General features: G+C 66.1%; 22 protein-coding genes. 15 read left to right on the top strand and 7 right to left on the bottom strand.

All coding sequences use genetic code 11. The features are described 5' to 3' along the window. Positions 1-43: 43 nt before the first annotated feature. Positions 44-1,783: a S53 family serine peptidase gene (locus U4Y91_RS26925; RefSeq protein WP_321807642.1), complete on the bottom strand. Its 1,740-nt coding sequence runs from the start codon at positions 1,781-1,783 to the stop codon at positions 44-46. Between the two features lie 699 nt (positions 1,784-2,482). Between U4Y91_RS26925 and U4Y91_RS26920 the strand changes: the two genes are divergently transcribed. From U4Y91_RS26920 to U4Y91_RS26910, 3 genes are read left to right on the top strand one after another with little or no spacing between them, the layout of a single operon-like run. Then, positions 2,483-2,809: a metalloregulator ArsR/SmtB family transcription factor gene (locus tag U4Y91_RS26920; protein ID WP_321807641.1), complete on the top strand. Its 327-nt coding sequence runs from the start codon at positions 2,483-2,485 to the stop codon at positions 2,807-2,809. Next, positions 2,806-3,237, top strand: a complete 432-nt coding sequence (locus U4Y91_RS26915; RefSeq protein ID WP_124892012.1) for an SRPBCC family protein — start codon at positions 2,806-2,808, stop codon at positions 3,235-3,237. Before U4Y91_RS26920 ends, U4Y91_RS26915 begins: the two co-directional genes overlap by 4 nt. Beyond that, entirely contained in the window at positions 3,234-3,668 is a 435-nt protein-coding gene (locus U4Y91_RS26910) for a DUF1801 domain-containing protein (RefSeq protein ID WP_321807640.1), read from the top strand. The genes U4Y91_RS26915 and U4Y91_RS26910 overlap by 4 nt, the downstream gene beginning before the upstream one ends. Positions 3,669-3,785: 117 nt before the next feature. Here the strand turns inward: U4Y91_RS26910 and acnA are convergent, their stop codons facing one another. From acnA to U4Y91_RS26885, 5 genes are all read right to left on the bottom strand, one after another. Further along, entirely contained in the window at positions 3,786-6,503 is a 2,718-nt protein-coding gene (gene acnA / locus U4Y91_RS26905) for an aconitate hydratase AcnA (protein WP_321807639.1), read from the bottom strand. 52 nt (positions 6,504-6,555) lie between these two features. Beyond that, complete coding sequence (locus U4Y91_RS26900) at positions 6,556-8,007, bottom strand: bifunctional 2-methylcitrate dehydratase/aconitate hydratase (RefSeq protein ID WP_321807638.1); 1,452 nt, start codon at positions 8,005-8,007, stop codon at positions 6,556-6,558. A gap of 22 nt (positions 8,008-8,029) precedes the next feature. After that, the gene (locus tag U4Y91_RS26895; protein WP_321807637.1) at positions 8,030-8,539 is read right to left on the bottom strand and encodes a hypothetical protein; all 510 of its coding nucleotides are present in this window, start codon (positions 8,537-8,539) and stop codon (positions 8,030-8,032) included. 224 nt (positions 8,540-8,763) lie between these two features. Continuing rightward, entirely contained in the window at positions 8,764-9,768 is a 1,005-nt protein-coding gene (locus U4Y91_RS26890) for an HpcH/HpaI aldolase/citrate lyase family protein (RefSeq protein ID WP_321807636.1), read from the bottom strand. A 184-nt stretch (positions 9,769-9,952) separates the two neighbouring features. Continuing rightward, on the bottom strand, positions 9,953-10,939 hold the full coding sequence (locus U4Y91_RS26885; RefSeq protein ID WP_044843799.1) for a malate dehydrogenase: 987 nt from the start codon (positions 10,937-10,939) through the stop codon (positions 9,953-9,955). A gap of 288 nt (positions 10,940-11,227) precedes the next feature. On the opposite strand from U4Y91_RS26885, the gene U4Y91_RS26880 reads away from it, so the two are divergent. From U4Y91_RS26880 to gltA, 7 genes are all read left to right on the top strand, one after another. Further along, on the top strand, positions 11,228-12,058 hold the full coding sequence (locus U4Y91_RS26880) for a GntR family transcriptional regulator (RefSeq protein WP_321807743.1): 831 nt from the start codon (positions 11,228-11,230) through the stop codon (positions 12,056-12,058). Between the two features lie 170 nt (positions 12,059-12,228). Beyond that, on the top strand, positions 12,229-12,645 hold the full coding sequence (gene sdhC / locus U4Y91_RS26875; protein ID WP_257774889.1) for a succinate dehydrogenase, cytochrome b556 subunit: 417 nt from the start codon (positions 12,229-12,231) through the stop codon (positions 12,643-12,645). A 4-nt stretch (positions 12,646-12,649) separates the two neighbouring features. Next, a complete protein-coding gene (gene sdhD / locus U4Y91_RS26870; RefSeq protein WP_124495478.1) occupies positions 12,650-13,018 on the top strand; it encodes a succinate dehydrogenase, hydrophobic membrane anchor protein in 369 nt (122 codons plus the stop codon). A gap of 3 nt (positions 13,019-13,021) precedes the next feature. Continuing rightward, complete coding sequence (sdhA, locus tag U4Y91_RS26865; protein WP_321807635.1) at positions 13,022-14,797, top strand: succinate dehydrogenase flavoprotein subunit; 1,776 nt, start codon at positions 13,022-13,024, stop codon at positions 14,795-14,797. 21 nt (positions 14,798-14,818) lie between these two features. Then, a complete protein-coding gene (locus U4Y91_RS26860) occupies positions 14,819-15,520 on the top strand; it encodes a succinate dehydrogenase iron-sulfur subunit (protein WP_011658352.1) in 702 nt (233 codons plus the stop codon). Between the two features lie 6 nt (positions 15,521-15,526). Further along, positions 15,527-15,799, top strand: a complete 273-nt coding sequence (locus U4Y91_RS26855) for a succinate dehydrogenase assembly factor 2 (RefSeq protein ID WP_321807634.1) — start codon at positions 15,527-15,529, stop codon at positions 15,797-15,799. 65 nt (positions 15,800-15,864) lie between these two features. After that, complete coding sequence (gene gltA / locus U4Y91_RS26850; protein ID WP_014899964.1) at positions 15,865-17,166, top strand: citrate synthase; 1,302 nt, start codon at positions 15,865-15,867, stop codon at positions 17,164-17,166. Positions 17,167-17,256: 90 nt separating this feature from the next. On the opposite strand, the gene U4Y91_RS26845 is transcribed toward gltA, so the two are convergent. Further along, positions 17,257-18,237, bottom strand: coding sequence for an AraC family transcriptional regulator (locus U4Y91_RS26845; RefSeq protein WP_321807633.1), 981 nt, complete (start codon positions 18,235-18,237; stop codon positions 17,257-17,259). 72 nt (positions 18,238-18,309) lie between these two features. Between U4Y91_RS26845 and U4Y91_RS26840 the strand changes: the two genes are divergently transcribed. The 5 genes from U4Y91_RS26840 (at position 18,310) to U4Y91_RS26820 (ending at position 23,288) form a co-directional block, all read left to right on the top strand. Then, positions 18,310-18,699, top strand: a complete 390-nt coding sequence (locus tag U4Y91_RS26840; protein ID WP_321807632.1) for a VOC family protein — start codon at positions 18,310-18,312, stop codon at positions 18,697-18,699. 110 nt (positions 18,700-18,809) lie between these two features. After that, positions 18,810-20,063, top strand: a complete 1,254-nt coding sequence (locus U4Y91_RS26835) for a DUF1479 domain-containing protein (protein ID WP_321807631.1) — start codon at positions 18,810-18,812, stop codon at positions 20,061-20,063. Between the two features lie 229 nt (positions 20,064-20,292). After that, the gene (locus U4Y91_RS26830; protein WP_321807630.1) at positions 20,293-21,051 is read left to right on the top strand and encodes an amidinotransferase; all 759 of its coding nucleotides are present in this window, start codon (positions 20,293-20,295) and stop codon (positions 21,049-21,051) included. A gap of 101 nt (positions 21,052-21,152) precedes the next feature. Further along, positions 21,153-21,617: an Lrp/AsnC family transcriptional regulator gene (locus tag U4Y91_RS26825; RefSeq protein WP_321807629.1), complete on the top strand. Its 465-nt coding sequence runs from the start codon at positions 21,153-21,155 to the stop codon at positions 21,615-21,617. Between the two features lie 138 nt (positions 21,618-21,755). Beyond that, positions 21,756-23,288 (top strand): amino acid permease, encoded by a 1,533-nt coding sequence (locus U4Y91_RS26820; RefSeq protein WP_321807628.1) that lies wholly within the window; start codon positions 21,756-21,758, stop codon positions 23,286-23,288. Positions 23,289-23,311: the final 23 nt, after the last annotated feature.

The raw sequence follows: 23,311 nt of genomic DNA, 5'->3' as shown, positions 1-23,311 counted from the left end.
GTGCGCAGCGAACGACCGCCGCGCGCCGGCCTTCGCGTCAGGCTCAGAAGCCGCCCGTCTGGATCAGCTTGTTGAGGTTCGCGATGTTCAGGCTGCCGAAGCCGGTCGTCAGATCCCAGCCGGTGCCTGCTCTGTAGCCATACCCCTGATAGCCGTTGTTCCCTGACACGACGTCATAGCGCACGAGCGACGGGTTCGACGGAATGTCCGCATAGAACTTGCCGGCCGGGAAACCGAGGCCCGTGCCGTTCGCCGCGAGCAGACGCGCCCAGAAGCCGGTGAAGATCGGCGCGGCGAGGCTCGTGCCGCCGATCTGCTGCAACTGGCCGTAGTTGTAGATGTACGCGCCCGTGCTTTGCGCGGCATCGAACGATACGTCGGGCAACTGACGATTGCTGCCCGACTGCCACGCCGGTGCCGGCAGCACCGTGCTGACGCCGCCGCCCGTCGCCCACAGCTTGCCGTTGCCGTCGAGGCCTTCGTTCCACACCGTTTCGTTCGAAAACGCACCCGCCGACGTGGTGTACAGCGTCGTGCCGCCGATCGCGAGCACGTGCGGCGACGCGGCCGGCCACGACACCGTGTAGTTCGCGCCGTCCGGATAGCCGCGGTTGTTGCACTCGTACACGCCTTCGTCGCCCGACGACACCGAGAACGTCTGACCCTGCGCGGCAGCCGTCGTGAAGATCTGCTCTTCGGCGTCGATCGTTCCGTCCGCGTTCGCGTCGGTCTCGCACCAGCCGAGCGACACGTTGATCACCTTCGCGGTGTTGTCCGACACCGCGCGGTTGAACGCCTGCGTGAGCCCCGTGTTGCCGGCGGCGTTCAGGTCCGCCATGTAGAACACGAGCTTGCCGACCTGGCCGCCGGCCGAGCCGACGATCGACTGGCTGTCGAGATCCCATTCGCCCTGGCCGTCCTGGTCGTCGCTGTAGCTGCCGGTCGTGCCGGTGCCGTTGGTCTTCACGGTCTGGGTCGTGACCGTGCCGTAGCCGTTGCTCGACGTGAACTGCTTCAGGTCCTGCAGCGTCTGCGATATGCCGCCGATCGTGACGATGCCTACGCTCACGCCGGCCGCGGTCGGCACGCCGGTCGCGTTGTAGAGGCCCGGGAATTCCTTCGGATAGTGGCCGGTGGCCGTCCCGGTCGCGAGCGCCTGAGGCTTCGCGACGTTGCCGATACGCAGCATCGGCCGTGCGCGCGCGACGTTCTGCAGCCCGAGCACCGAGCCGACGACGTCGCCGAGCGCGCGCGGCACCTGTGCGGTCGACGCGTTCGCGAAGCCCGAGCGGCCCGCGTACTGGAAGTGCACGAGCGACGTGTTGAACGCGGTCTTCACCGTGCCGGCCGTGCCGCGCGCGGACACCAGCAGCCGGTTCGGCGCGACCTCGATGTTCACGAAGCCGCTCTTGCGCAGATAGTCGACGACCGATTTCACTTGCGCGTCGGTCGGCGCGTAGCCGGCGAGGAACTGTTCGTGCGTCAGGTACTGGCGGTAATGCGCGTTGCCGGGCCGGTTCACGTCGTGCGCGAGCTGCTTGAGCTGCGCCGCGTTGCGCAGCTTCAGGCTGACGACGACGTCGGTCGTTTCGCCGGCCGCGAGTTCGAGCGACGGTGCGGCGCTGCGCGCCATCAATTGCGGGCCGGTCAGAAAGGCCTTCGTGTGAGTGTCGACCCAGTCCGTCGTCGCATGTGCCGCGCCGGCGGCGAGCACGAGCGGCCACGCGCACGCGAGGCGGCGGGGCGACGGAAGGGGAAGGGCAAACCAGGCGTTCCTTTTCATCGGGAGTCCTTTTTAGGAGAGACGACGTTGCTGGAAGCCCCGGCCCTTGTGGGGCCGCGAGCGGTGACGAGCGTAGGGCGTCGGTGCCGTTCAGGTAGCTGCCAGTTTCCATAGCTGTCAGTTCTGACATCGGCGTGCTCGCGCGCATGCACCGCGGCGTTGGTACATGCGGCTTCGGCTTCGGCAAAGGGAACCGGTTCGCAGCGCGATCGCGCGGCGGTCCACGACGTTTGCACGCACGACGTGTTCGTTGCGGTATCGGAATGCGCGCGATGGCGGAGCGAGTCACCGCGTGAGCGCGTCGCGGGCAATCGGGCGTGGACGCGTCGCGCGTCGCACTATGTGGTCAGGCGCTGTCGCGGCGCCGGTGCGACGGCGTCCGGATGCGCGGATTGACAAAAACGGGGCCAGTCGATCGCGCGCGTTTCCCGAACTGTGGAACGACGTATTGGCGAGTCTTGCAGCGTGCTTTCGGTTGGAGCGTCCGGTGAGCAGATTAGAGGAAATGCTCGAATCGGACGGTGACGCTGCCTCGACGCGCGCGTGATGTTCTTCGCAAGTCGATTCGCCGCCATTCCGTCCGTTCCGGCGAACGCCCCCGCTGCAGGATCGCCTGATGCTTCCTGCGAAATTGCTCCTTGACGTGCGTCGATCCCGCGATATTCTTGAATTCATAACTATCGGGTTATGGATTAAGCCATGCAAGACGTTCCCGACATGCTGTTCAGGACGCTCGCCGATCCGACACGCCGCGCGCTCTTCGAGCGGCTGTGCGAGGAGGGCGAGTTGACGGTTGCGGCGCTGACGGCGCACGCAGGCGTGTCGCAGCCGGCGGTATCGAAACATCTGGGAGTACTGAAGCAGGCCGGGCTCGTGAGCGACCGTCACGAAGGCCGGCAGACGCACTACAGCGCGCAGCCGCAAGCGCTGACTCCGTTGATCGACTGGACCAGCCAGATGGCAGGCTTCTGGCAGAACCGGTTCGACGCGCTCGAAGATCTGCTCAAGAGGATGGATCAGTCATGAACCAAGCCACCACTGAAACACGCACCGTCGTCGTCGAACGGGAACTGTCGCATCCGCCGGAGAAGGTCTGGCGTGCGCTCACGCAACCGCATCTGATCGAGGCATGGCTGATGCAGAGCGATTTCGAGCCCGTCGCGGGCCGCGCGTTCAGCTTCCGCGCGGACTGGGGTTCCGTCGACTGCACGTTGCTGACGATCGAGCCGCAGCGCGTGCTGTCCTATACGTGGGCCGCGTACGGCCTGGAAAGCGTCGTCACCTGGACGCTCACGCCGACGCCGGTCGGCACGCTGTTGCGGATGGAGCAGGCCGGTTTCCGCGCGGATCAGGAGCAGGCGTACCGCGGTGCGCAGCACGGCTGGACGCAGTTCTTCGCGTCGCTCGAGCAGGTGCTCGCGCGCCCCGATGACGACGAGGAGGGCCGTGCATGAGCGCCTCCGACCTGGAACCGTCGGCCCGCATCGACGCGCTGATCGCAGGCATCGCCGACTGGCGCGGCAAGACGTTCGCGGAGCTGCGCGAGACGATCCTTGCCGTCGACGACGACATCGTCGAGGAGTGGAAATGGATGGGCAGCCCGGTGTGGTCGTGCGACGGGATGATCGCGGTCGCGAACGCGCACAAGGGCAAGGTGAAGCTCACGTTCATGCACGGTGCGCACCTGCCCGATCCCGACGGGCTGTTCAACGCGGGCCTTGAAGGCAACGCGCGCCGCGCGATCGATTTCCTCGAAGGCGACAAGCTCGACAAGCGGGCGCTGAAGCGTCTCGTTCGCGCGGCGATCGACTACAACCGCGCGCATCTGAAGAAGAACGCGCGGCCGGCCGCAGGCGGCAGGACGCGCGCCGACAAGGCCGCATGACGTACCGGCGCGCCGGCACACCGCCCCGCAGGCAAAAAAAAGCCCGACACGAGGTCGGGCATCCAAATCGGCCGCAACCGCCGCGAGGCGGCTGCGGCACCTGCAAAAGCCGCGCGCTTACGCTGCGAGCAGCGAGCGCAGCACGAACGGCAGGATACCGCCGTGCTTGTAGTAGTCGACTTCGATCGGCGTATCGATACGCAGCAGCACCGGCACGCGTTGCGTTTCGCCGTTCTTGCGGTGGATCACGAGCGTGACGTCCTGCTGCGGCCTGAAGTCGTCGCCGAGGCCTTCGATGTCGTAGGTTTCTTCGCCGGTGATGCCGAGCGACTGGATGCTGTCCGCGCCCTTGAACTGCAGCGGCAGCACGCCCATGCCGACCAGGTTCGAGCGGTGGATCCGCTCGAAGCTGCGTGCGATCACGGCCTTCACGCCGAGCAGCTGCGTGCCCTTCGCGGCCCAGTCGCGCGACGAGCCCGTGCCGTACTCTTCGCCCGCGAACACGACGGTCGGCGTATCGGCGCCGACGTACTGCATCGCCGCGTCGTAGATCGACTGCTGTTCGCCGCTCGGCTGGTGGATCGTCAGGCCGCCTTCGACACGCGTGCCGTCTGCCTTCGCCGGGATCATCAGGTTCTTGATCCGGACGTTCGCGAACGTGCCGCGCATCATCACGTCGTGGTTGCCGCGGCGCGAGCCGTAGCTGTTGAAGTCGGCCTTCTGCACGCCGTTCTCCTTCAGCCACTTGCCTGCCGGCGAGTCTTCCTTGATCGAGCCTGCCGGGCTGATGTGGTCGGTCGTGACCGAGTCACCGAAGATGCCCAGTGCGCGCGCGCCCTTGACCGTCGGGATCGATGCAGCCGGTTCCATCGAGAAGTCGTTGCCGAAGAACGGCGGCTCGGCGATGTAGGTCGACTTCGGCCAGTCGTAGACCTGGCCCGATTCGCCCTCGATCTTGCTCCAGAGGTCGCCCTTCTTGGTCAGCTTCGAGTAGTTGTCCTCGAACTTCTTCGGATCGAGCGCGAACTTGAGCAGCGCGTGGATTTCGTCGCTCGTCGGCCAGATGTCGCCGAGGTAGATGTCGCGGCCGCCCTTGCCCTTGCCGACCGGTTCCGTCATCAGGTCGCGCGTGATGTTGCCGGCGATCGCGTACGCGACGACCAGCGGCGGCGACGCGAGGAAGTTCGCGCGGATGTTCGGGTGGATACGCGCTTCGAAGTTGCGGTTGCCCGACAGCACGGCTGCCGCGACGATGTCGTTCTTCGTGATTGCTTCGTTCAGTTCCGGCGTGAGGTCGCCCGCGTTGCCGATACAGGTCGTGCAGCCGTACGCCGCGACTTCGAAGCCGAGCTTCGACAGGTAGGGCAGCAGGCCCGTCTTCGTCAGGTACTCGGTGACGATGCGCGATCCCGGCGCGAGCGAGGTCTTGATCTTCGGATCGACCGTGAGGCCGGCTTCGACGGCCTTCTTCGCGAGCAGGCCGGCGGCCAGCAGCACGCTCGGGTTCGACGTGTTCGTGCACGACGTGATCGCGGCGATCAGGATGTCGCCGTTCTTCACGTCGACGCCGTTGGACGTCGTGTACTGCGCGCCCAGGTCATCCGCCTTCTTCGCGAAGCCGTTTTCCGCGACCGGCTTCGAGAACAGCTCGGTGAACGTCGACTTGACGTGGCCGATCTCGATGCGGTCCTGCGGGCGCTTCGGGCCGGCCAGCGACGGGGCGACCGTTGCAAGATCCAGCGTGACCGTCTTCGTGTAGTCGATGTCGCCGGCCTTCGGAATGCCGAACAGCTTCTGCGCCTTGAAGTAGTTCTCGAACGCGGCGATTTCCGCCTTCGTGCGGCCCGTGCCTTCGAAGTATTCGATGGTCTTTTCGTCGACCGGGAAGAAGCCCATCGTCGCGCCGTATTCCGGCGCCATGTTGCCGATCGTCGCGCGGTCCGGCAGCGACAGCGACTTCGTGCCTGCGCCGAAGAACTCGACGAACTTGCCGACGACCTTCTCCTTGCGCAGCATTTCGGTGATCGTCAGCACCAGGTCGGTGGCCGTCACGCCTTCGCGCAGCTTGCCCTTCAGCTCGACGCCGACGACGTCCGGCGTCAGGAAGTACACCGGCTGGCCGAGCATGCCGGCTTCAGCCTCGATGCCGCCCACGCCCCAGCCGACCACGCCGATGCCGTTGATCATCGTCGTGTGGCTGTCCGTGCCGACGAGGGTATCCGGGTAGTACACGGTGTCGCCGCCGTCCGTCTTCTTGTGGACGCCGCGCGCGAGATATTCGAGGTTCACCTGGTGGACGATGCCGACGCCCGGCGGCACGACCTTGAACGTGTCGAACGCCTGCATGCCCCACTTCATGAACTGGTAGCGCTCGTTGTTGCGCTGGAATTCCAGCTTCATGTTCAGGTCGAGCGCGTCCTTCTGGCGGAAGTAGTCGATCTGCACCGAGTGGTCGACGACGAGATCGACCGGGACCAGCGGCTCGATCTTCTTCGGGTTCTTGCCCGAACGCTCCGCGACGCCGCGCATGGCCGCGATGTCGGCGAGCAGCGGCACGCCCGTGAAGTCCTGCAGCACGACGCGCGACACCACGAACGGAATCTCGTCGACGCGCTTCGCGGTCGGCTGCCAGTTCGCGAGCTGCTCGATGTGTTCTTCGGTGATCTTCTTGCCGTCGTAGTTGCGCAGCACGGACTCGAGCACGATACGGATCGACACCGGGAGGCGCTCGATCTTCGTCTTCAGTTCCTTGCCGAGCTGCGGCAGCGAGTAGAACTTGCCTTTGCCGGAACCGCTGTCGAATTCCTTGAGGGTCTTGTGGAGATTGTGGGCCATGGTGATTTTCCTGGGTTTAAGGCTAGGAAACAAAGAGTCCTGTAGATGACGGCTATATCACATACAAGTCGACGTACTCATCGACCGGCATCGCTTCGAGCTTTGCCTGGTCCAGCGACACGTCGAGAATCGCTTGTTGCTGCTTTGCCGGGAAACGGCGGGCGAGGTTGGTCCTGAACTTCTCGACCAGGAGCGGGATGCCGTCCGCACGGCGTCGCTGATGGCCGATCGGGTATTCGACCGCTACTTCGGCAAGCGTCGACCCGTCCGCGAATTCGATCGTCAGCGCGTTCGCGATCGACCGCTTGGCCGGGTCATGGTAATCCTTCGTGAACTGCGGATCCTCGACGCACACGGTTTTCGCGCGCAGCGCGTCGATGCGCGGATCGGCGGCGACCGCGTCTTCGTAATCGGCCGCGGTCAGCCGGCCGAACAGCAGCGGCACGGCGACCATGTACTGGATGCAGTGGTCGCGGTCGGCCGGATTGGCGAGCGGGCCCTGCTTGTCGATGATGCGGATCGCGGCCGCGTGCGTGCGGATCGTGATCCGGCTGATCTCGTCGGTCGTGCGGCCCGCCGCGGCGAGCTGCGCGTGCAGCTGCAGCGCGGCCTCGGCGGCCGTCTGCGCATGGAATTCGGCGGGGAACGCGATCTTGAACAGCACGTTCTCCATCACGTACGTGCCGTACGGGCGCTGGAAGCGGAACGGCTGCCCGCCGAACAGCACGTCGTAGAAGCCCCAGGTTTTCGCGGTGAGCGCCGACGGGTAGCCCATTTCACCCGTTTTCGCGATCAGCGCGAGGCGCACCGCGCGGGACGTCGCGTCGCCGGCCGCCCACGACTTGCGCGAACCGGTGTTCGGCGCGTGGCGGTAGGTGCGCAGCGCGTGGCCGTCGACGAATGCGTTCGACACCGCGTTGATCAGCTCGTCGCGCGTGAGCCCGAGCAGGCGGCCGACGACGGCCGTCGACGCCACTTTCACGAGCAGCACGTGGTCGAGCCCGACCGCGTTGAATGAATTCTCGAGTGCGAGGCAGCCCTGGATCTCGTGGGCCTGGATCATCGCGACGAGCACGTCGCGCATGGCAAGCGGCTTCCTGCCGGCCGCGACGGCCGTGCGGGACAGCCAGTCGGCCGTCGCCAGGATTCCGCCGAGGTTGTCGGACGGATGACCCCATTCGGCGGCGAGCCAGGTGTCGTTGAAGTCCAGCCAGCGGATCATCGCGCCGAGGTCGAAAGCGGCCTGGACGGGATCGAGCTGGAAGGACGTGCCGGGCACCTTCGCGCCGTTCGGCACGATCGTGCCGGGCACGACGGGGCCGAGCAGCTTGGTGCAGGCCGGGTAGGACAGCGCCTCGAGTCCGCATCCGAGCGTGTCGATCAGGCAATGACGCGCCGTCTCCAGCGCGAGCGCGCTGTCGATGCCGGTGTTCAGCACGTAGTCGACGATATCGACGAGTACCGTATCCGGAGCGGGGCGGACGTTGGAGACCGAGGCGGACATCGAGGAGCTCGGGAGAACGCGCTTAGTTCGTTGCCGGCTTCAGCTCGTTCGATTGCGTCGGAGCCGGCGTGCCTTGCGCCATTTCCGGCGTCATGCATTCGTCGGCGAGACGCTCGCCGCCGTTCGCGTCGCTGAACAGCATCGCCTTGCTCGGGATCACGACCAGCTTGAAGCCCGCGGCCGGATCGTAGAACGTGTCGGCGCCCGTCGTCGTGGCCTGACGCGGCAGCTTGTAGTTCTTCTTTGCCCAGTGAACCGTGACGACCTGGTCACGCTTCATGTCGCCGGCGAGGTCGAACGACAGGCCGTCCTTGCACGACCACTTGGCCGCGCCGTCCGGTACCGGATCGACCTTGGCTGCGGCACGCGCCTGCGCCTTCTTGCTGCGCGGAACGATGCGCTTGGCCGGCGCCGGGCGCTTGGCCGTCTTCTTCGCAGTCGTCGCCGTATCCTGGGCGAACGCGCTCGGAGCCGACACCAGCATCGTGGCGGACAACGCGCCGATGGCGGTAGCGATCAGGAGTTTCTTCATGGAGTCAGAACCTTTCGATAATCAGTTGACAAGGGCCGGCAGCTGACACTGCCGGCCGGTTTGAAACTGCACGCGCCCCGGAAGCGCGCAGCGGCCGCTATTTTCACCTATTTGGCCGCGCTCATATCAGGTTTTCGGGCTCCGTTACGTTTTTTGTCGTTTCGCAAAACCCGTCTCGGGTTCGCGCCCCGGTGATTCGATGAAATCCGTGTGTCGGCGCGCGCTCACCGCGCGTCTCCGGCGGCCGGGCCGAACAGCGGCGCGGCCTCGGCCGGCACCGGCTGGCCGGTCGCACGCGCGCGGCGCAGCACCGACCAGTAATAGCGGTAGCTCGCGCGATCGTGCAGTGTATCGCCGTGGCGCGTCGGGCCCCAGTCGGCGGCCTGCGCCGCCAGCAGGATCTCGGCGGCCAGTGCGACTTCATCGGTGCGCGGCGCGAACGCGTCGACGATCGGGCGGATCTGCGCGGGATGGATGCTCCACATCCGCGTGAACGCGAACTCGTCGCGCGCGCGGCGCGCGTCGCCGGCGACGACGGCCATGTCGCGCACTTCCGTCGTCACGTTGTGCGACGGCGTCTTGCCGTGCGCATGGCAGGCGGCGGCGATTTCCAGCTTCGCGCGGCGCACGAGCGGGTGGTCGAACTGGCCAGGCGAGCGCATCGCCGCATCGGGAATCGCGCCGTGATGCGCGGACACGAAGTCCATCAGCCCGAAGCTCAGCGTGCCGACCAGCGGCAGTGCGGCGAGGGCGGCCGCCTGTGCGAGCGCGCCGTGCGTCTCGATCAGCACGTCCACCGGAATCGGCTGCGCGAGGCCGAGCTCGCGGCGCGTGCCTTCGATGAACGCGACCATCTCGGCCGCGTCGGCGGCGCTCGCGATCTTCGGCAGCGTGACGTAGGCCGGCGCGCGCGCGGCGCGCAGCACGATGCGCACGTCGTCGCGCCAGTGGGGATGGGAAAAGTCGTGGATGCGGACGCCGACCCGCCCGAAGCGGTTCTCGGCGCCGCCGAGGAATTCGGCGACGAGCTGCGCGTGCGCGGCTTCCTGGCCGACGGCCGCGCCGTCCTCGCAGTCGAGCGTGATGTCGAACACGGGGCCGAGTTCGGCCTGGAGCGCGAGCGACTTGCGCATCAGCTTCTCGCTGCCCGCGTAGTGATCGCAGCAGGGCAGGATCGCGGGCGGGGACGCCCCGTCGTACAGCACTTGTGCAGGAGTGAGCGCGGACATCTCTTCTACGTCAAGGAAGCGGGCAACGTGGAGAAAATCGGATTCGGGCACGTTCTGGGCCGGCGCGCGGGGCGCCTGGAGCGGCAAAACGTGCCCGGATCGGATCGGGCGGCGGGGCCGGCTGCAGCGCCGCCGCCCGTGCCGTGGCCGGGCCGCCCGGAGGCGGCCCGGCCACGCAGCCTGCTTAGTTCTTCAGCAGGTGGGCGACGCCGTCGCGCTCTTCGAGCAGCTCGGCCAGCGTGCCGTCCATCTTCTCGCGCGAGAACGCGTCGATTTCGAGGCCTTCGACACGCTTGTACTCGCCGTTTTCGCACGTGACGGGCACACCGTAGATGATGTCTTCGGGGATGCCGTACGAGCCGTCCGACGGGATGCCCATCGTGACCCACTTACCGTTCGTGCCGAGGACCCAGTCACGCACGTGGTCGATCGCCGCGTTGGCTGCCGACGCCGCCGACGACAGGCCGCGCGCTTCGATGATCGCCGCGCCGCGCTTGCCGACGGTCGGGATGAACGTGTCGCGGTTCCACACGTCGTCGTTGATCAGCTTCAGCAGCGACTCGCCTTCGACGGTCGCGAAGCGGAAGTCGGGGTACATCGTCGGCGAGTGGTTGCCCCACACGGCGAGCTTCTCGATCGACGCGACCGGCTTGCCCGACTTGGCGGCGAGCTGCGACAGCGCGCGGTTGTGGTCGAGGCGCAGCATCGCCGTGAAGTTCTTCTTCGGCAGATCCGGTGCCGACTTCATCGCGATGTACGCGTTGGTGTTCGCCGGGTTGCCGACGACCAGCACCTTCACGTCGCGGCTCGCGACTTCGTTCAGCGCGGCGCCCTGGACCGTGAAGATCTCGGCGTTCGCCGACAGCAGGTCCTTGCGCTCCATGCCCTTCGAGCGCGGACGCGCACCGACCAGCAGCGCGACGTCTGCATCCTTGAATGCAACCTTCGGATCGTCGGTGATCACGACGCCTGCGAGCAGCGGGAACGCGCAATCGTCGAGTTCCATCACGACGCCTTTGACGGCGGCTTGGGCTTGCGGGAGGTCGAGCAGTTGCAGGATGACCGGCTGGTCCTTGCCGAGCAGGTCGCCGTTCGCGATGCGGAACAGCAGCGAGTAAGCGATTTGACCTGCGGCGCCGGTGACGGCAACGCGCTTTGCGGGCTTAGCCATTGAAATTCTCCAGGACGGGTGAAGCGGTGGACGCTAGGCAAAACGCCATTCTATGCGCGTTACGCGTAGCGTTGCATTGAAGCAGGGCGGAGGATTCGCGAAAGGCAGACGCGGTGAACCTGGAGACGGCCGTGGCACGTAGCCGGGGACGCATTTTGCACCCGCGAACCCTTGCTCGCCCCGGAGTGTAGGAGCCGATGGACCCAAAGTCAAACGGTATCATATGTCTTATATAAGACAGATGTTTTGCGGAATTTGAGTGGACGGAAAAGCGCGGTTTGTGATGAAATGCGCGCCATGACATCGAACCAGGCGAACAACGCGAATCCGACCGGCGCAGGCGGCCCAGGGCAGCCGGGCGCGGGCGATTCCGCGCCGGCGCCTGCCCCTGCCGCTTCGCCGTCGCCGACCTTCAGTCCGTTATACCAGCAGATCAAGTCATTGATCACGCAAAGTCTCGAATCCGGTGAATGGAAGCCGGGCGAGATCATCCCGAGCGAGGTGGAGCTGGCTGCCCGTTACAAGGTCAGCCAGGGCACCGTTCGCAAGGCGATCGACGAACTGGCCGCGGAAAACCTCGTGGTCCGGCGGCAAGGCAAGGGTACTTTTGTTGCGACGCACAATGAAGATCGCGCGCAGTTCCGCTTCCTGCGGCTGCTGGCCGACGACGGTGCCGAGCATCCGCACGTAAGCCGCCTGCTCGAATGCCGGCGCCTGCGCGCGCCGGCCGAGATCGCGCGGCAGCTCGACCTGAAGCCGGCCGATCCGGTCGTGCAGGTGCGCCGCCTGCTGGAGTTCGAGAACGAAGTGACGGTGCTCGACGAGATCTGGCTGCCGGGCGCGATGTTCCGCGGGCTCACGTTCGAGCGGCTGAGCGAGTACAAGGGCCCGCTCTACGCGATGTTCGAGACGGAATTCGGCACGCGGATGATCCGCGCGACGGAGAAGATCCGCGCGGTGGCGGCGGAGCCGGCGGTGGCCGACCTGCTGCATGTGCCTGCGGGTTTTCCGTTGCTGTCGGTCGAGCGCGTGTCCTATACATACGGAGACCGGCCGGTGGAAGTGCGGCGCGGCTGGTATGTCACAACCGGGTATTACTATCAGAATGACTTGAGCTGACGACGGGTCGGCACAAGCAGCGTGCACGCGGGTTGCCCATTTTCGTGTAGCACGTTTCGGGCCGCCTTTATTCCCGTTCGCGTAATGATCCAGAGCGGACTTTCGCTGCAGCGCGATATAAAAAGGCGCTAAAATCGCGGATTAGTGTGACAACATAGTAGGGGTCTAGCATGACTGACGCAGTAAGAAAGCCGAGGCCGGAATACCGGAACATCGGGATCGGCGACATCACGTTGAAATATCGCATGCCGCTGGCGGCGACATTGTCGATTCTCCATCGAGTCAGCGGCGCGCTGCTGTTCCTGTTCCTGCCGTTCCTGCTGTTCCTCTTCGACCAGAGCCTCACCTCCGAGCTCAGCTTCGAAGGCTTCAAGCTCTTCCTCTCCAACATCGTCGTCAAGCTGATCGTCCTCGCGTTGTCCTGGGCGTTCCTCCACCATTTCTGCGCCGGCATTCGCCACCTGCTGATGGACGTCAACCACGACGCCGTCTCGAAGGAAGGCGGCAAGCGGACGGCCGTCGTCGTCTTTGTCGTCTCGATCGCGCTGACGATCGCCATGGCACTCAAACTGTTCGGAGCATTCTAAGAAAATGGCAGCCAATAACCGAATCGGCTCGAAGCGCCTCGTCGTCGGCGCTCACTACGGCCTGCGCGACTGGCTCGCGCAGCGCGTCACCGCCACGATCATGGCGGTCTACACGGTCATTCTGCTCGTCCTGTTCTTCGGCGCGCATGACTTCTCGTACGAAGGCTGGGCATCGATCTTCGCCGCGCAATGGATGAAGCTCGCGACCTTCGTGACGCTGCTTTCCCTCTTCTACCACGCATGGGTCGGCGTGCGCGACATCTGGATGGACTACGTGAAGCCCGTCGGTGTGCGCCTGCTGCTGCAATCGCTGACCATCGTCTGGCTGCTCGCATGTGCGGGCTACGCCGCGCAGATTCTCTGGAGAGTGTAAAGAATGGCTGCAATCAAAACTTCCCTGCCGCGCCGCAAGTTCGACGTGGTGATCGTCGGCGCGGGCGGCTCGGGCTTGCGCGCAGCGCTGCAACTGTCGCGCGCGGGCCTGTCGGTCGGCGTGCTGTCGAAGGTGTTCCCGACCCGTTCGCACACGGTGGCCGCACAGGGCGGCATCGGCGCGTCGCTCGGCAACATGAGCGAAGACAACTGGCACTTCCACTTCTACGACACGATCAAGGGTTCCGACTGGCTCGGCGACCAGGACGCGATCGAGTTCATGTGCCGCGAAGCACCGAACGTCGTGTACGAACTGGAACACTTCGGCATGCCGTTCGACCGTAACGCGGACGGCACGATCTACCAGCGTCCGTTCGGCGGCCACACCGCGAACTACGGCGAGAAGCCGGTCCAGCGCGCTTGCGCGGCCGCCGACCGTACCGGTCACGCGCTGCTGCACACGCTGTACCAGCAGAACGTCGAAGCGAAGACGCAGTTCTTCGTCGAATGGATGGCGCTCGACCTGATCCGCGACGCGGAAGGCGACGTGCTCGGCGTGACGGCCCTCGAGATGGAGACGGGCGACGTCTACATCATGGAAGGCAAGACGACGCTGTTCGCGACGGGCGGCGCAGGCCGGATCTTCGCGGCATCGACCAACGCGTTCATCAACACCGGCGACGGCCTCGGCATGGCTGCCCGCTCGGGCATCGCGCTGCAGGACATGGAGTTCTGGCAGTTCCACCCGACCGGCGTGGCCGGCGCGGGCGTGCTGATCACCGAAGGCGTGCGCGGCGAAGGCGGTATCCTGCGCAACGCGAACGGCGAGCGCTTCATGGAACGCTACGCACCGACGCTGAAGGATCTGGCGCCGCGTGACTTCGTGTCGCGTTCGATGGACCAGGAAATCAAGGAAGGCCGCGGCGTGGGTCCGAACAAGGATCACGTGCTGCTCGACCTGTCGCACATCGGCGCCGAGACGATCATGAAGCGTCTGCCGTCGATCCGCGAAATCGCGCTGAAGTTCGCGAACGTCGATGCGATCAAGGAACCGATCCCGGTCGTCCCGACGATCCACTACCAGATGGGCGGCATCCCGACCAACATCCACGGTCAGGTCGTCGGCACGTCGCGCGGCCACAAGGATCCGGTCAACGGCTTCTACGCAGTGGGCGAGTGCTCGTGCGTGTCCGTGCACGGCGCGAATCGCCTCGGCACGAACTCGCTGCTGGACCTCGTGGTGTTCGGCCGTGCGGCCGGCAACCACATCGTCGAGCACGTGAAGAACCAGAAGGAACACAAGCCGCTGCCGGCCGACGCAGGCGAATTCTCGCTGGCGCGCCTGGCGAAGCTCGAGAAGTCGAGCTCGGGCGAGTACACGCAGGACGTCGCGAACGACATCCGCGCGACGATGCAGAAGCACGCAGGCGTGTTCCGCACGTCGAAACTGCTGAAGGAAGGCGTCGACGAGATGGCCGGCCTGAAGGCCCGCGTGGAAAACATCCACCTGAAGGACAAGTCGAAGGTGTTCAACACCGCGCGCGTCGAAGCGCTCGAGCTGGAGAACCTGATCGAAGTGGCTCGCGCGACGATGGTGTCGGCGGAAGCGCGCAAGGAAAGCCGCGGCGCGCACGCACACAGCGATTACGAACACCGCGACGACGACAACTGGCTGCGCCACACGCTGTGGTACAGCGAAGGCGATCGCCTCGACTACAAGCCGGTTCAAATGAAGCCGCTGACGGTCGACTCCGTGCCGCCGAAGCCGCGCACGTTCTAAGCCGAGTCAAAGGAATCCGAAATGGCAAAACGCATTTTTGAAGTCTACCGCTACGATCCGGACAAGGACGCGGCACCGCGCATGCAGACGTACGAGCTCGAGATCCAGCATGAGCGCATGCTGCTCGACGCACTGGTCAAGCTGAAGGCCGTCGACGAGACGCTGTCGTTCCGTCGTTCGTGCCGCGAAGGCGTGTGCGGTTCGGACGCGATGAACATCAACGGCAAGAACGGTCTCGCGTGCCTGACGAACCTGAACGACCTGCCGCAGAAGATCGTGCTGCGCCCGCTGCCGGGCCTGCCCGTCGTGCGCGACCTGATCGTCGACATGACGCACTTCTTCAACCAGTATCACTCGATCAAGCCGTACCTGATCAACGACGCGCCGCCGCCGGAGAAGGAACGCCTCCAGTCGCCGGAAGAACGCGACGAGCTCGACGGCGTGTACGAGTGCATTCTGTGCGCGAGCTGCTCGACGTCGTGCCCGAGCTTCTGGTGGAACCCGGACAAGTTCGTCGGCCCGGCCGGCCTGCTGCAGGCTTACCGCTTCATCGCGGATAGCCGCGACACCGCCACCGGCGAGCGTCTCGACAACCTGGAAGACCCGTACCGTCTGTTCCGTTGCCACACGATCATGAACTGCGTCGACGTTTGCCCGAAGGGCCTGAACCCGACGAAGGCGATCGGCAAGATCAAGGAACTGATGGTTCGCCGCGCGGTTTAAAGTTTGATGAGCGACGAATCGCATCAATCCGACCCGCACCGTCGCGCGCGCCTCCGCTGGCGCGCGCGGCGGGGTCTGCTGGAAAACGACATCATTTTCGAGCGTTTCTTCAGCAGATACGAGCATGACCTCACCGATGCAGACGTAGGCGCGTTGTCGCGCCTGCTCGATCTGAGCGACAACGACCTGATGGACTTGCTCCTCGCGCGCAAGGAACCAGAGGGCGACCTAGACAGCCAGGACATTCACCGGCTGTTGGAGATGCTGCGCAACGTGTAACGCCAAGGTGTAACGCGCTGTGCCCGTTATCGAATCCCGTTTCTATTTTCGATTGAGGATGTGCCATGACTCCGTCTGATGTTAAAGCCACGCTATCGTTCAGCGACAACTCGCCGAGCGTCGAACTGCCGATCTACAAGGGCACGATGGGCCCGGACGTGATCGACATCCGCAAGCTGTACGGCCAGACCGGCAAGTTCACGTATGACCCGGGCTTCATGTCGACGGCAGCTTGTAATTCGGCGATCACGTACATCGACGGCGACAAGGGCGAACTGCTGTACCGCGGCTACCCGATCGACAACCTCGCGCAGAACGCCGACTTCCTCGAGTCCTGCTACCTGCTGCTGAAGGGCGAGCTGCCGAACGCGGCGCAAAAGAAGGAATTCGTCGACACCGTCACGAAGCACACGATGGTGCACGAGCAGATGCACTTCTTCTTCCGTGGCTTCCGCCGCGACGCGCACCCGATGGCGATCCTGGTCGCGGCAGTCGGCGCGCTGTCCGCGTTCTACCACGACTCGCTCGACATCAACGACCCGCGTCACCGCGAAGTGTCGGCGATCCGCATGATCGCGAAGCTGCCGACGCTCGTCGCGATGGCGTACAAGTACAGCATCGGCCAGCCGTTCGTGTATCCGAAGAACTCGCTGTCGTACAGCGCGAACTTCATGCACATGATGTTCTCGAACCCGTGCGAAGAGTACAAGGTCAACGACGTGCTCGTCCGCGCACTCGACCGCATCCTGATCCTGCACGCCGATCACGAGCAGAACGCATCGACGTCGACGGTCCGCCTGGCCGGCTCGTCGGGCGCGAACCCGTTCGCGTGTATCGCAGCCGGTATCGCCTGTCTGTGGGGCCCGGCACACGGTGGTGCGAACGAAGCCGCGCTGAACATGCTCGAGCAGATCGGTTCGCCGGACAACATCCCCGAATTCATCAAGCAGGTGAAGGACAAGAATTCGGGCGTGAAGCTGATGGGCTTCGGTCACCGCGTGTACAAGAACTACGACCCGCGTGCGAAGCTGATGCGCGAAACGTGCTACGAAGTGCTGAACGAACTCGGCCTGCACGACGACCCGCTGTTCAAGCTCGCGATGCAGCTCGAGAAGATCGCGCTGGAAGACGAATACTTCGTGTCGCGCAAGCTGTACCCGAACGTCGACTTCTACTCGGGTATCGTCCAGCGCGCGCTGGGCATCCCGACGTCGATGTTCACGTGTATCTTCGCGATGGCACGTACGGTCGGCTGGATCGCACAGTGGAACGAAATGATTGCGGATCCGGAACAGAAGATCGGCCGTCCGCGCCAGCTGTTCATCGGCGACACGCCGCGCGAAGCGAAGCCGATCAACGCACGTTAAGTCGTGCGCGGCGCGAACGGCCGCAAGGCCGCTCGCGTCCGGCAACCGCAACGCCCCGACACCCCGGTGGGTCATCCTGCCGGGGTGTTTTCATTTGCGCGGCCGGGATTCGCCCGATCCGGTACGCCGTTCCAGCGACGGCGGCCGCGTGTCGAGCTGTAGTGGCGGGTCGGCGCCGGGGGCGTGGCCGTGCCGGGTAAAGAACTGCCGGTATGCGCCGGGCGTCATCCCGCGCGCGGCGAGGAACTGGCGGTTGAAGTTCGCGGCGTTCGGAATGCCGCAGCGCGTGGCGACCGTCGCGATCGGCCAGTCGGTGCCGACCAGATGGCGGCACGCATGCGCGAGCCGCAGCCGCTGCACGTAGCGGCCGACACTTTCGCCGAGGTGCCGTACGAACAGCCGCTGCAGCGTGCGTTCGGACATGTGCGCGACGGCCGCGAGCGCATCGATGCGCAGCGGCTCGTGGAACTGCCGATCGATCGCGTCGAGCACGCGGTCGAGGCGCTCGGCTTCGGGCGCGGCGGCGTTCGCGGACGGCGTCGCTGCATCGGGCTGATCGTAGGCCTGCGCGGTGGCGAGCGGCTCGCCGCCGGCTTCCGCGAGATCGGCGAGCGTGTCGAGTGCGGCCGCGAGGCGGACGCGCGGCGAAGGGTCGAGCAACCGCGGCAGCCGCGCGCGCATCGTACGGGCCGTGTCGGCGTCGAAAGCGAGGCCGGGCGCCGCGCGCCGCAGCAGCGAGCGCAGCGGCGCGTACTCGGGGCAGCAGTCGGCCACGCGTCGTGCCCAGTCACCGTCGAACCAGACGACGAGCGCGACTTCCGGCGCCTCGCGATCGATGCGCGCGTTCGACGACCACGTGTGCGGCAGGTTGGGCGGCACGAGCACCAGGTCGTCGTCCGCATAGCGGGCGACGTGATCGCCGATGAAGCGCTGGCCGCGGCTGTTCAGCGTCAGCGTCAGTTCGTACTCGGGATGACGGTGCCATTCGAACGGAATGCGCGCGAGCTGGCGGTGGTACACGCGGATCGAACAGCCGGGGGCGAACGTCACGTGCTCGTACTGCGGTTTCATCGCGGCCTCCGGGCGAGGGCGGGCAGCGCGCCGTGGCATGATCGTGATCGATCGTCACGACGGAGCGATGCCATGTTTTCACATGTTTGCGTGGGCGTCAGCGATACCGCGCGCGCGTACGACTTCTACGCGCCGCTGTTCGCGGAACTCGGGCTGCGGCTGAAGTTCAGCGAGCCGGACGGCTGGTCGGGCTGGATGCCGGCCGACACCGACCGGCCGTTGTTCTTCTTCGGCCGGCCGCTCGACGGCCGCGCGCCCGAACCCGGCAACGGCCATACGATCGCATTCGCCGCGCCGACGCGCGCGCAGGTCGACCGCTGCCACGCGCTCGCGCTGCAGCAGGGCGGCACCTGCGAAGGGCCGCCGGGCCTGCGGCCGCACTATCACCCCGACTACTACGGCACGTATTTCCGCGACCCGGACGGCAACAAGCTGTGCGTGGTCTGCCATCGTCCCGAGTAGCGAGCGGTTGTCAGGATTGTATCGATAGTTGGCTGGATAGTGTCGATGGCGACGATGCGTCCGCCGTACGCTGAATGCTCATCACCACACGATTCAGCGAGGAGACGACGATGCACCTGACGATTGACGATCTGCCGGTTGCGATCCGCACGGCCAAAAGGGCGCTGCGCGCGGATCTGCCCGGTTACGCGGCCACGTTCCGCGAACTGGAGGGCGATATCGCACGGCAGGTCGACGCGATCCGCCGCGCGCACGCGCACGGCCGCGACGTGATTCCGGTGTTGCGATGCGCGGATATCGCGAACGGCACCGTCGATCCGCAGGCGATCGCCGCGATCCGCACGCACGGCGCCGCGGTGATCCGCGGCGTGTTCGACGTGCAGCAGGCGCGCGACTGGAACGACGAGATCGGCGCCTATCTGGAGGCGAACCGCTTCGCCGAGCGGCTGCATGCGCGCGCCGAGGACCGCTACTTCGGCAATCTCGCATCGGGCAAGCCGCAGATCTACGGCGTCTACTGGTCGAAGCCGCAGGTGGTCGCGCGGCAGTTGCCGGCCCTCACGCAGGCACGCGTGTTCCTGAACCGCCTGTGGCGTCATGCGGACGGCGCGCGCAGGCATTTCGACCCGGACCAGGTGCCGGCCTACGCCGACCGCATCCGCCGCCGGCCGCCGGGCTCGACGTCGCTCGGGCTGTCGCCGCATGTCGACGGCGGCTCCGTCGAGCGCTGGCTCGGCGCGAATTTCCGGCAGGTCTATCGTCACGTGCTGGCCGGCCGCTGGCGCGATTACGATCCGTTCGACGCGGCGTTCCGCCCCGACGTCGAGGAGATCCCATCGCCGGCCGTGTGCTCGATGTTCCGTACGTTCCAGGGCTGGACCGCGCTGACGCCGCAAGGGCCCGGCGACGGCACCCTGCAGCTGATTCCGGTTGCGAACGCGATGGCGTATGTCGTGCTGCGCGCGCTGCAGGACGACGTCGCCGACGACGACCTGTGCGGCGCGCGTCCGGGCCGCGCGCTGTCGATCCTGCCCGAATGGCATGCGCTGCTGCTCGACGCGCTGGTGCCGATCCCGCATATGGAGCCGGGCGACGCGGTGTTCTGGCACGGCGACGTCGTGCATGCGGTCGAGGATGCGCATCGCGGCAGCGGTGACAGCAACGTGATGTATATCGCGGCCGCGCCCGGGTGCGCGAAGAATGACGCGTACCTGCAGCGCCAGCGGCTCGCGTTCCTGCGCGGCGACAGCCCGCCGGATTTCCCGGCCGATCATTTCGAGGTCGACTTCGACGGACGGGGCGGCGAGGGCGATCTCACGCCGCTGGGCCGTGCGCAAATGGGGTTCGAGCCGGTCGCCGCCTGACGGACGCGCCGCATGCATCGGCCGCATCCGCACCGCACGGAACGGCCGCTCGCGCGGCGCCCGCCGGCCCGTCTGCCGAATCCGCTGCATCCCGCCTGCAATTCGACGCGATCGGCTGCGGGAACGCCCGAATTCGACGCGAATTGCGCAATTTGGCTTCCGATAATGGTCCGGACACAACGCAGCTGCCCCGTGCGCCGCACGGGGCAGCGTGACCATGGAGGAGTCGATGCAATTCACGCAAGCGATCGTTCGCCGTCCCGCGCCGTCCTGCGGCGCGGGTCTCACCACCGCCGCGCTCGGCGCGCCCGACTACGACAAGACGCTCACGCAGTTCCACGCGTACTGCGACGCGCTGCGCGGGCTCGGCGTCGAGCTGACCGAGTTGCCGCCGCTGGACGCGTTTCCCGATTCGCACTTCGTCGAGGACGTCGCCGTCGTCACGCCCGAATTCGCGGTGATCACGCGGCCGGGCGCGCCCGCGCGGCGCGGCGAAACGGCGCATATCGAAGCGGCGCTCGGCGCGCACCGCGACCTGCTGCCGATGCAGGAAGGCCGTCTCGACGGCGGCGACGTGATGCAGGTCGGCAAGCGCTTCTACATCGGCCTGACGGGCCGCACCGACGCCGAGGGCATCGCCGCGTTCGAGTCGCTGGTGGCGCGCTACGGCTATTCGGTCGTCGCGGTGCCGGTCGGCGCGGGGCTGCATCTGAAATCGGTCGTCAACGCGCTCGGCGACGACACACTGCTCGTGACCGAGGCGCTGGCCGCGCATCCGGCGTTCGCCGACTATCGCCGCATCGCGATTTCGGCCGCCGACGAATACGCCGGCAACACGCTGCGCGTGAACGGCACGCTGATCACGCCGGCCGGCTATCCGCGCGTGCACGACGCGATTCAGTCGCTCGGGATGCCGCTGCACGTGATCGACACGAGCGAGTTCCGCAAGATGGACGGCGGCTTGACCTGCCTGTCGCTGCGGTTCTAGCCGATTGGCGCGCGGCCGCTTCGGCCGGATAATGTGGCCCCCGCGCGGAACCGGAGGAGACGCTCCGCGCACCAGCCACGACCCGACCGGAGCGAACGCGGATGACCGACAAGAAGATGCAGCTCGACAAGATCGATCTCCGGATCCTCGACATCCTGCGTACCGACGGGCGGATTTCCTACCGGAAGCTGTCGGAGCTCGTGAACCTCACGCCGCGGCCATGCCAGGCGCGCGTGGAGCGGCTCGAGGCGCTCGGCGTGATCGAAGGCTACCGCGCGGTGATCAAGGCGCCGCGCGCGACCAAGCCGATCGTCGTGATCGCGCAGATCGTGCTGGCCGACCACGGACGTTCGCAGGCGCCGTTCGAGGACGAGATGCGGAACAACCCGGCCGTGCTCGATTGCTGGCTCGTCAGCGGCACGTTCGATTTTCTCGTGCGGCTCGCGTGCGAGGATCTCGACGAATACCGGCGGATCGCGAACGCATGGCTGGAAAGCCCGCGGTTCCGGATCGAGAAGATCGTGACGACGGCCGAGCTTCAGGCGATCAAGCGCAGCGTCGTCTGACGCGGCCGTGCGCGTCCGGGCCGCCGGCATCGGACGCGCGACCCGGCTGGCAGGGCCGGTTTTCGATGCGAATAACCGGGCCGATCGATTGGTATTCCGAATCAATTCGAGCGGCCCGAATCCAACAGGGTGAACACTATGGATGCTTTGCAAGCGGCAGCGGAGACGGCCGCACCGTCCGGAACGGCGCTGAAGCGCCGGCTGCAGAGCCGCCACATCGCGATGATCGCGATCGGCGGCTCGATCGGCACGGGGCTGTTCGTCGCGTCGGGCGCGTCGGTCGCGCAGGCGGGGCCGGGCGGCGCGATCGCCGCGTATATCGCGATCGGGCTGATGGTCTACTTCGTCGTCACCGGGCTCGGCGAGATGGCCGCGCTGATGCCGGTGTCGGGCTCGTTCGCGATCTACGGCGAAAAGTACGTCGACGAAGGCTTCGGCGTCGCGCTCGGCTGGACCTACTGGTACAGCTGGGCCGTCACGATCGCGATCGAACTGGTCGCCGCGCAGATCGTGATGCGCTACTGGTTTCCGGCGGTGCCGGGCGTGTGGTGGGGCGCCGCGTTCCTGGTGCTGATCTTCCTGCTGAACACGCTGTCCGTGCGCGGTTTCGGTGAATCCGAATACTGGTTCTCGCTGATCAAGGTCGTCACCGTGATCGCGTTCATCGCGGCGGGCTTGCTGATCGCGGCCGGCCTGCTCGGCAACGGGCAGCCGGTCGGCTGGCGCAACTTCAGGACTGGCGACGCGCCGTTCGTCGGCGGCGTGCACGCAATGATGAGCGTCGCGCTGATCGCGGGCTTCTCGTTTCTCGGCACCGAGCTGGTCGGGATCACGGCCGGCGAATCGGAAAACCCGCGCAAGACGATCCCGCGCGCGGTGAAGCAGATCTTCTGGCGGATCATGCTGTTCTACGTGCTCGCGATCTTCGTGATCGGCCTGCTGGTGCCGTACACCGATCCGAACCTGCTCAAGAGCGACGTGACCGACATCGGCGTGAGCCCGTTCACGCTCGTGTTCAGCCATGCGGGCTTTCCGCTCGCCGCGGGCGCGATGAACCTCGTGATCCTGACGGCCGTGCTGTCGGCCGGCAACTCGGGCACGTATGCGGCCACGCGGATGCTGTACAACCTCGCGGCGGAAGGCCGTGCGCCCGCGATGTTCGCGACGCTGTCGCCGGGCGGCGTACCGCGCAACGCGCTGTACGCGACGATGGCGGTGGGCGGGCTGTGCTTCCTCACGTCGCTGACCAACAATCAGCGGATCTATCTGTGGCTGCTCAATACGATCGGCATCACCGGCTTCATCGCGTGGCTCGGCATCGCCGTCTGCCACTACCGGTTCCGCAAGGGCTTTCTGAAACAGGGTTACCGGCTCGATCAACTGCCGTATCGCGCGAAGTGGTTCCCGTTCGGGCCGCTGTTCGCGATCGCGATCTGCATCGTGATCTCGCTCGGGCAGGATTACCAGGCGTTCTTCACTGCCCGCATCGACTGGATGGAAGTGCTGTCGATCTACGTGTGGATTCCGCTGTTCGTCGCGATCTGGTGGGCGTATCGCCGCGTGCGCAAGAGCCGGCTCGTGCGCTACGAGGAGATGGACATCGGGCCGTGGCTCACGCGCTCGGTCGAGGCCGTCGATGCGGCCGCCACGCAGCACGGGCAGCCGCACTGAGCGTGATGCGGCGCATGCCCGGT

The organism is Burkholderia sp. BCC1993 (assembly GCF_905339865.1).
GTDB lineage: Bacteria > Pseudomonadota > Gammaproteobacteria > Burkholderiales > Burkholderiaceae > Burkholderia.
This window is presented reverse-complemented; position numbering and strand designations above follow the sequence as displayed.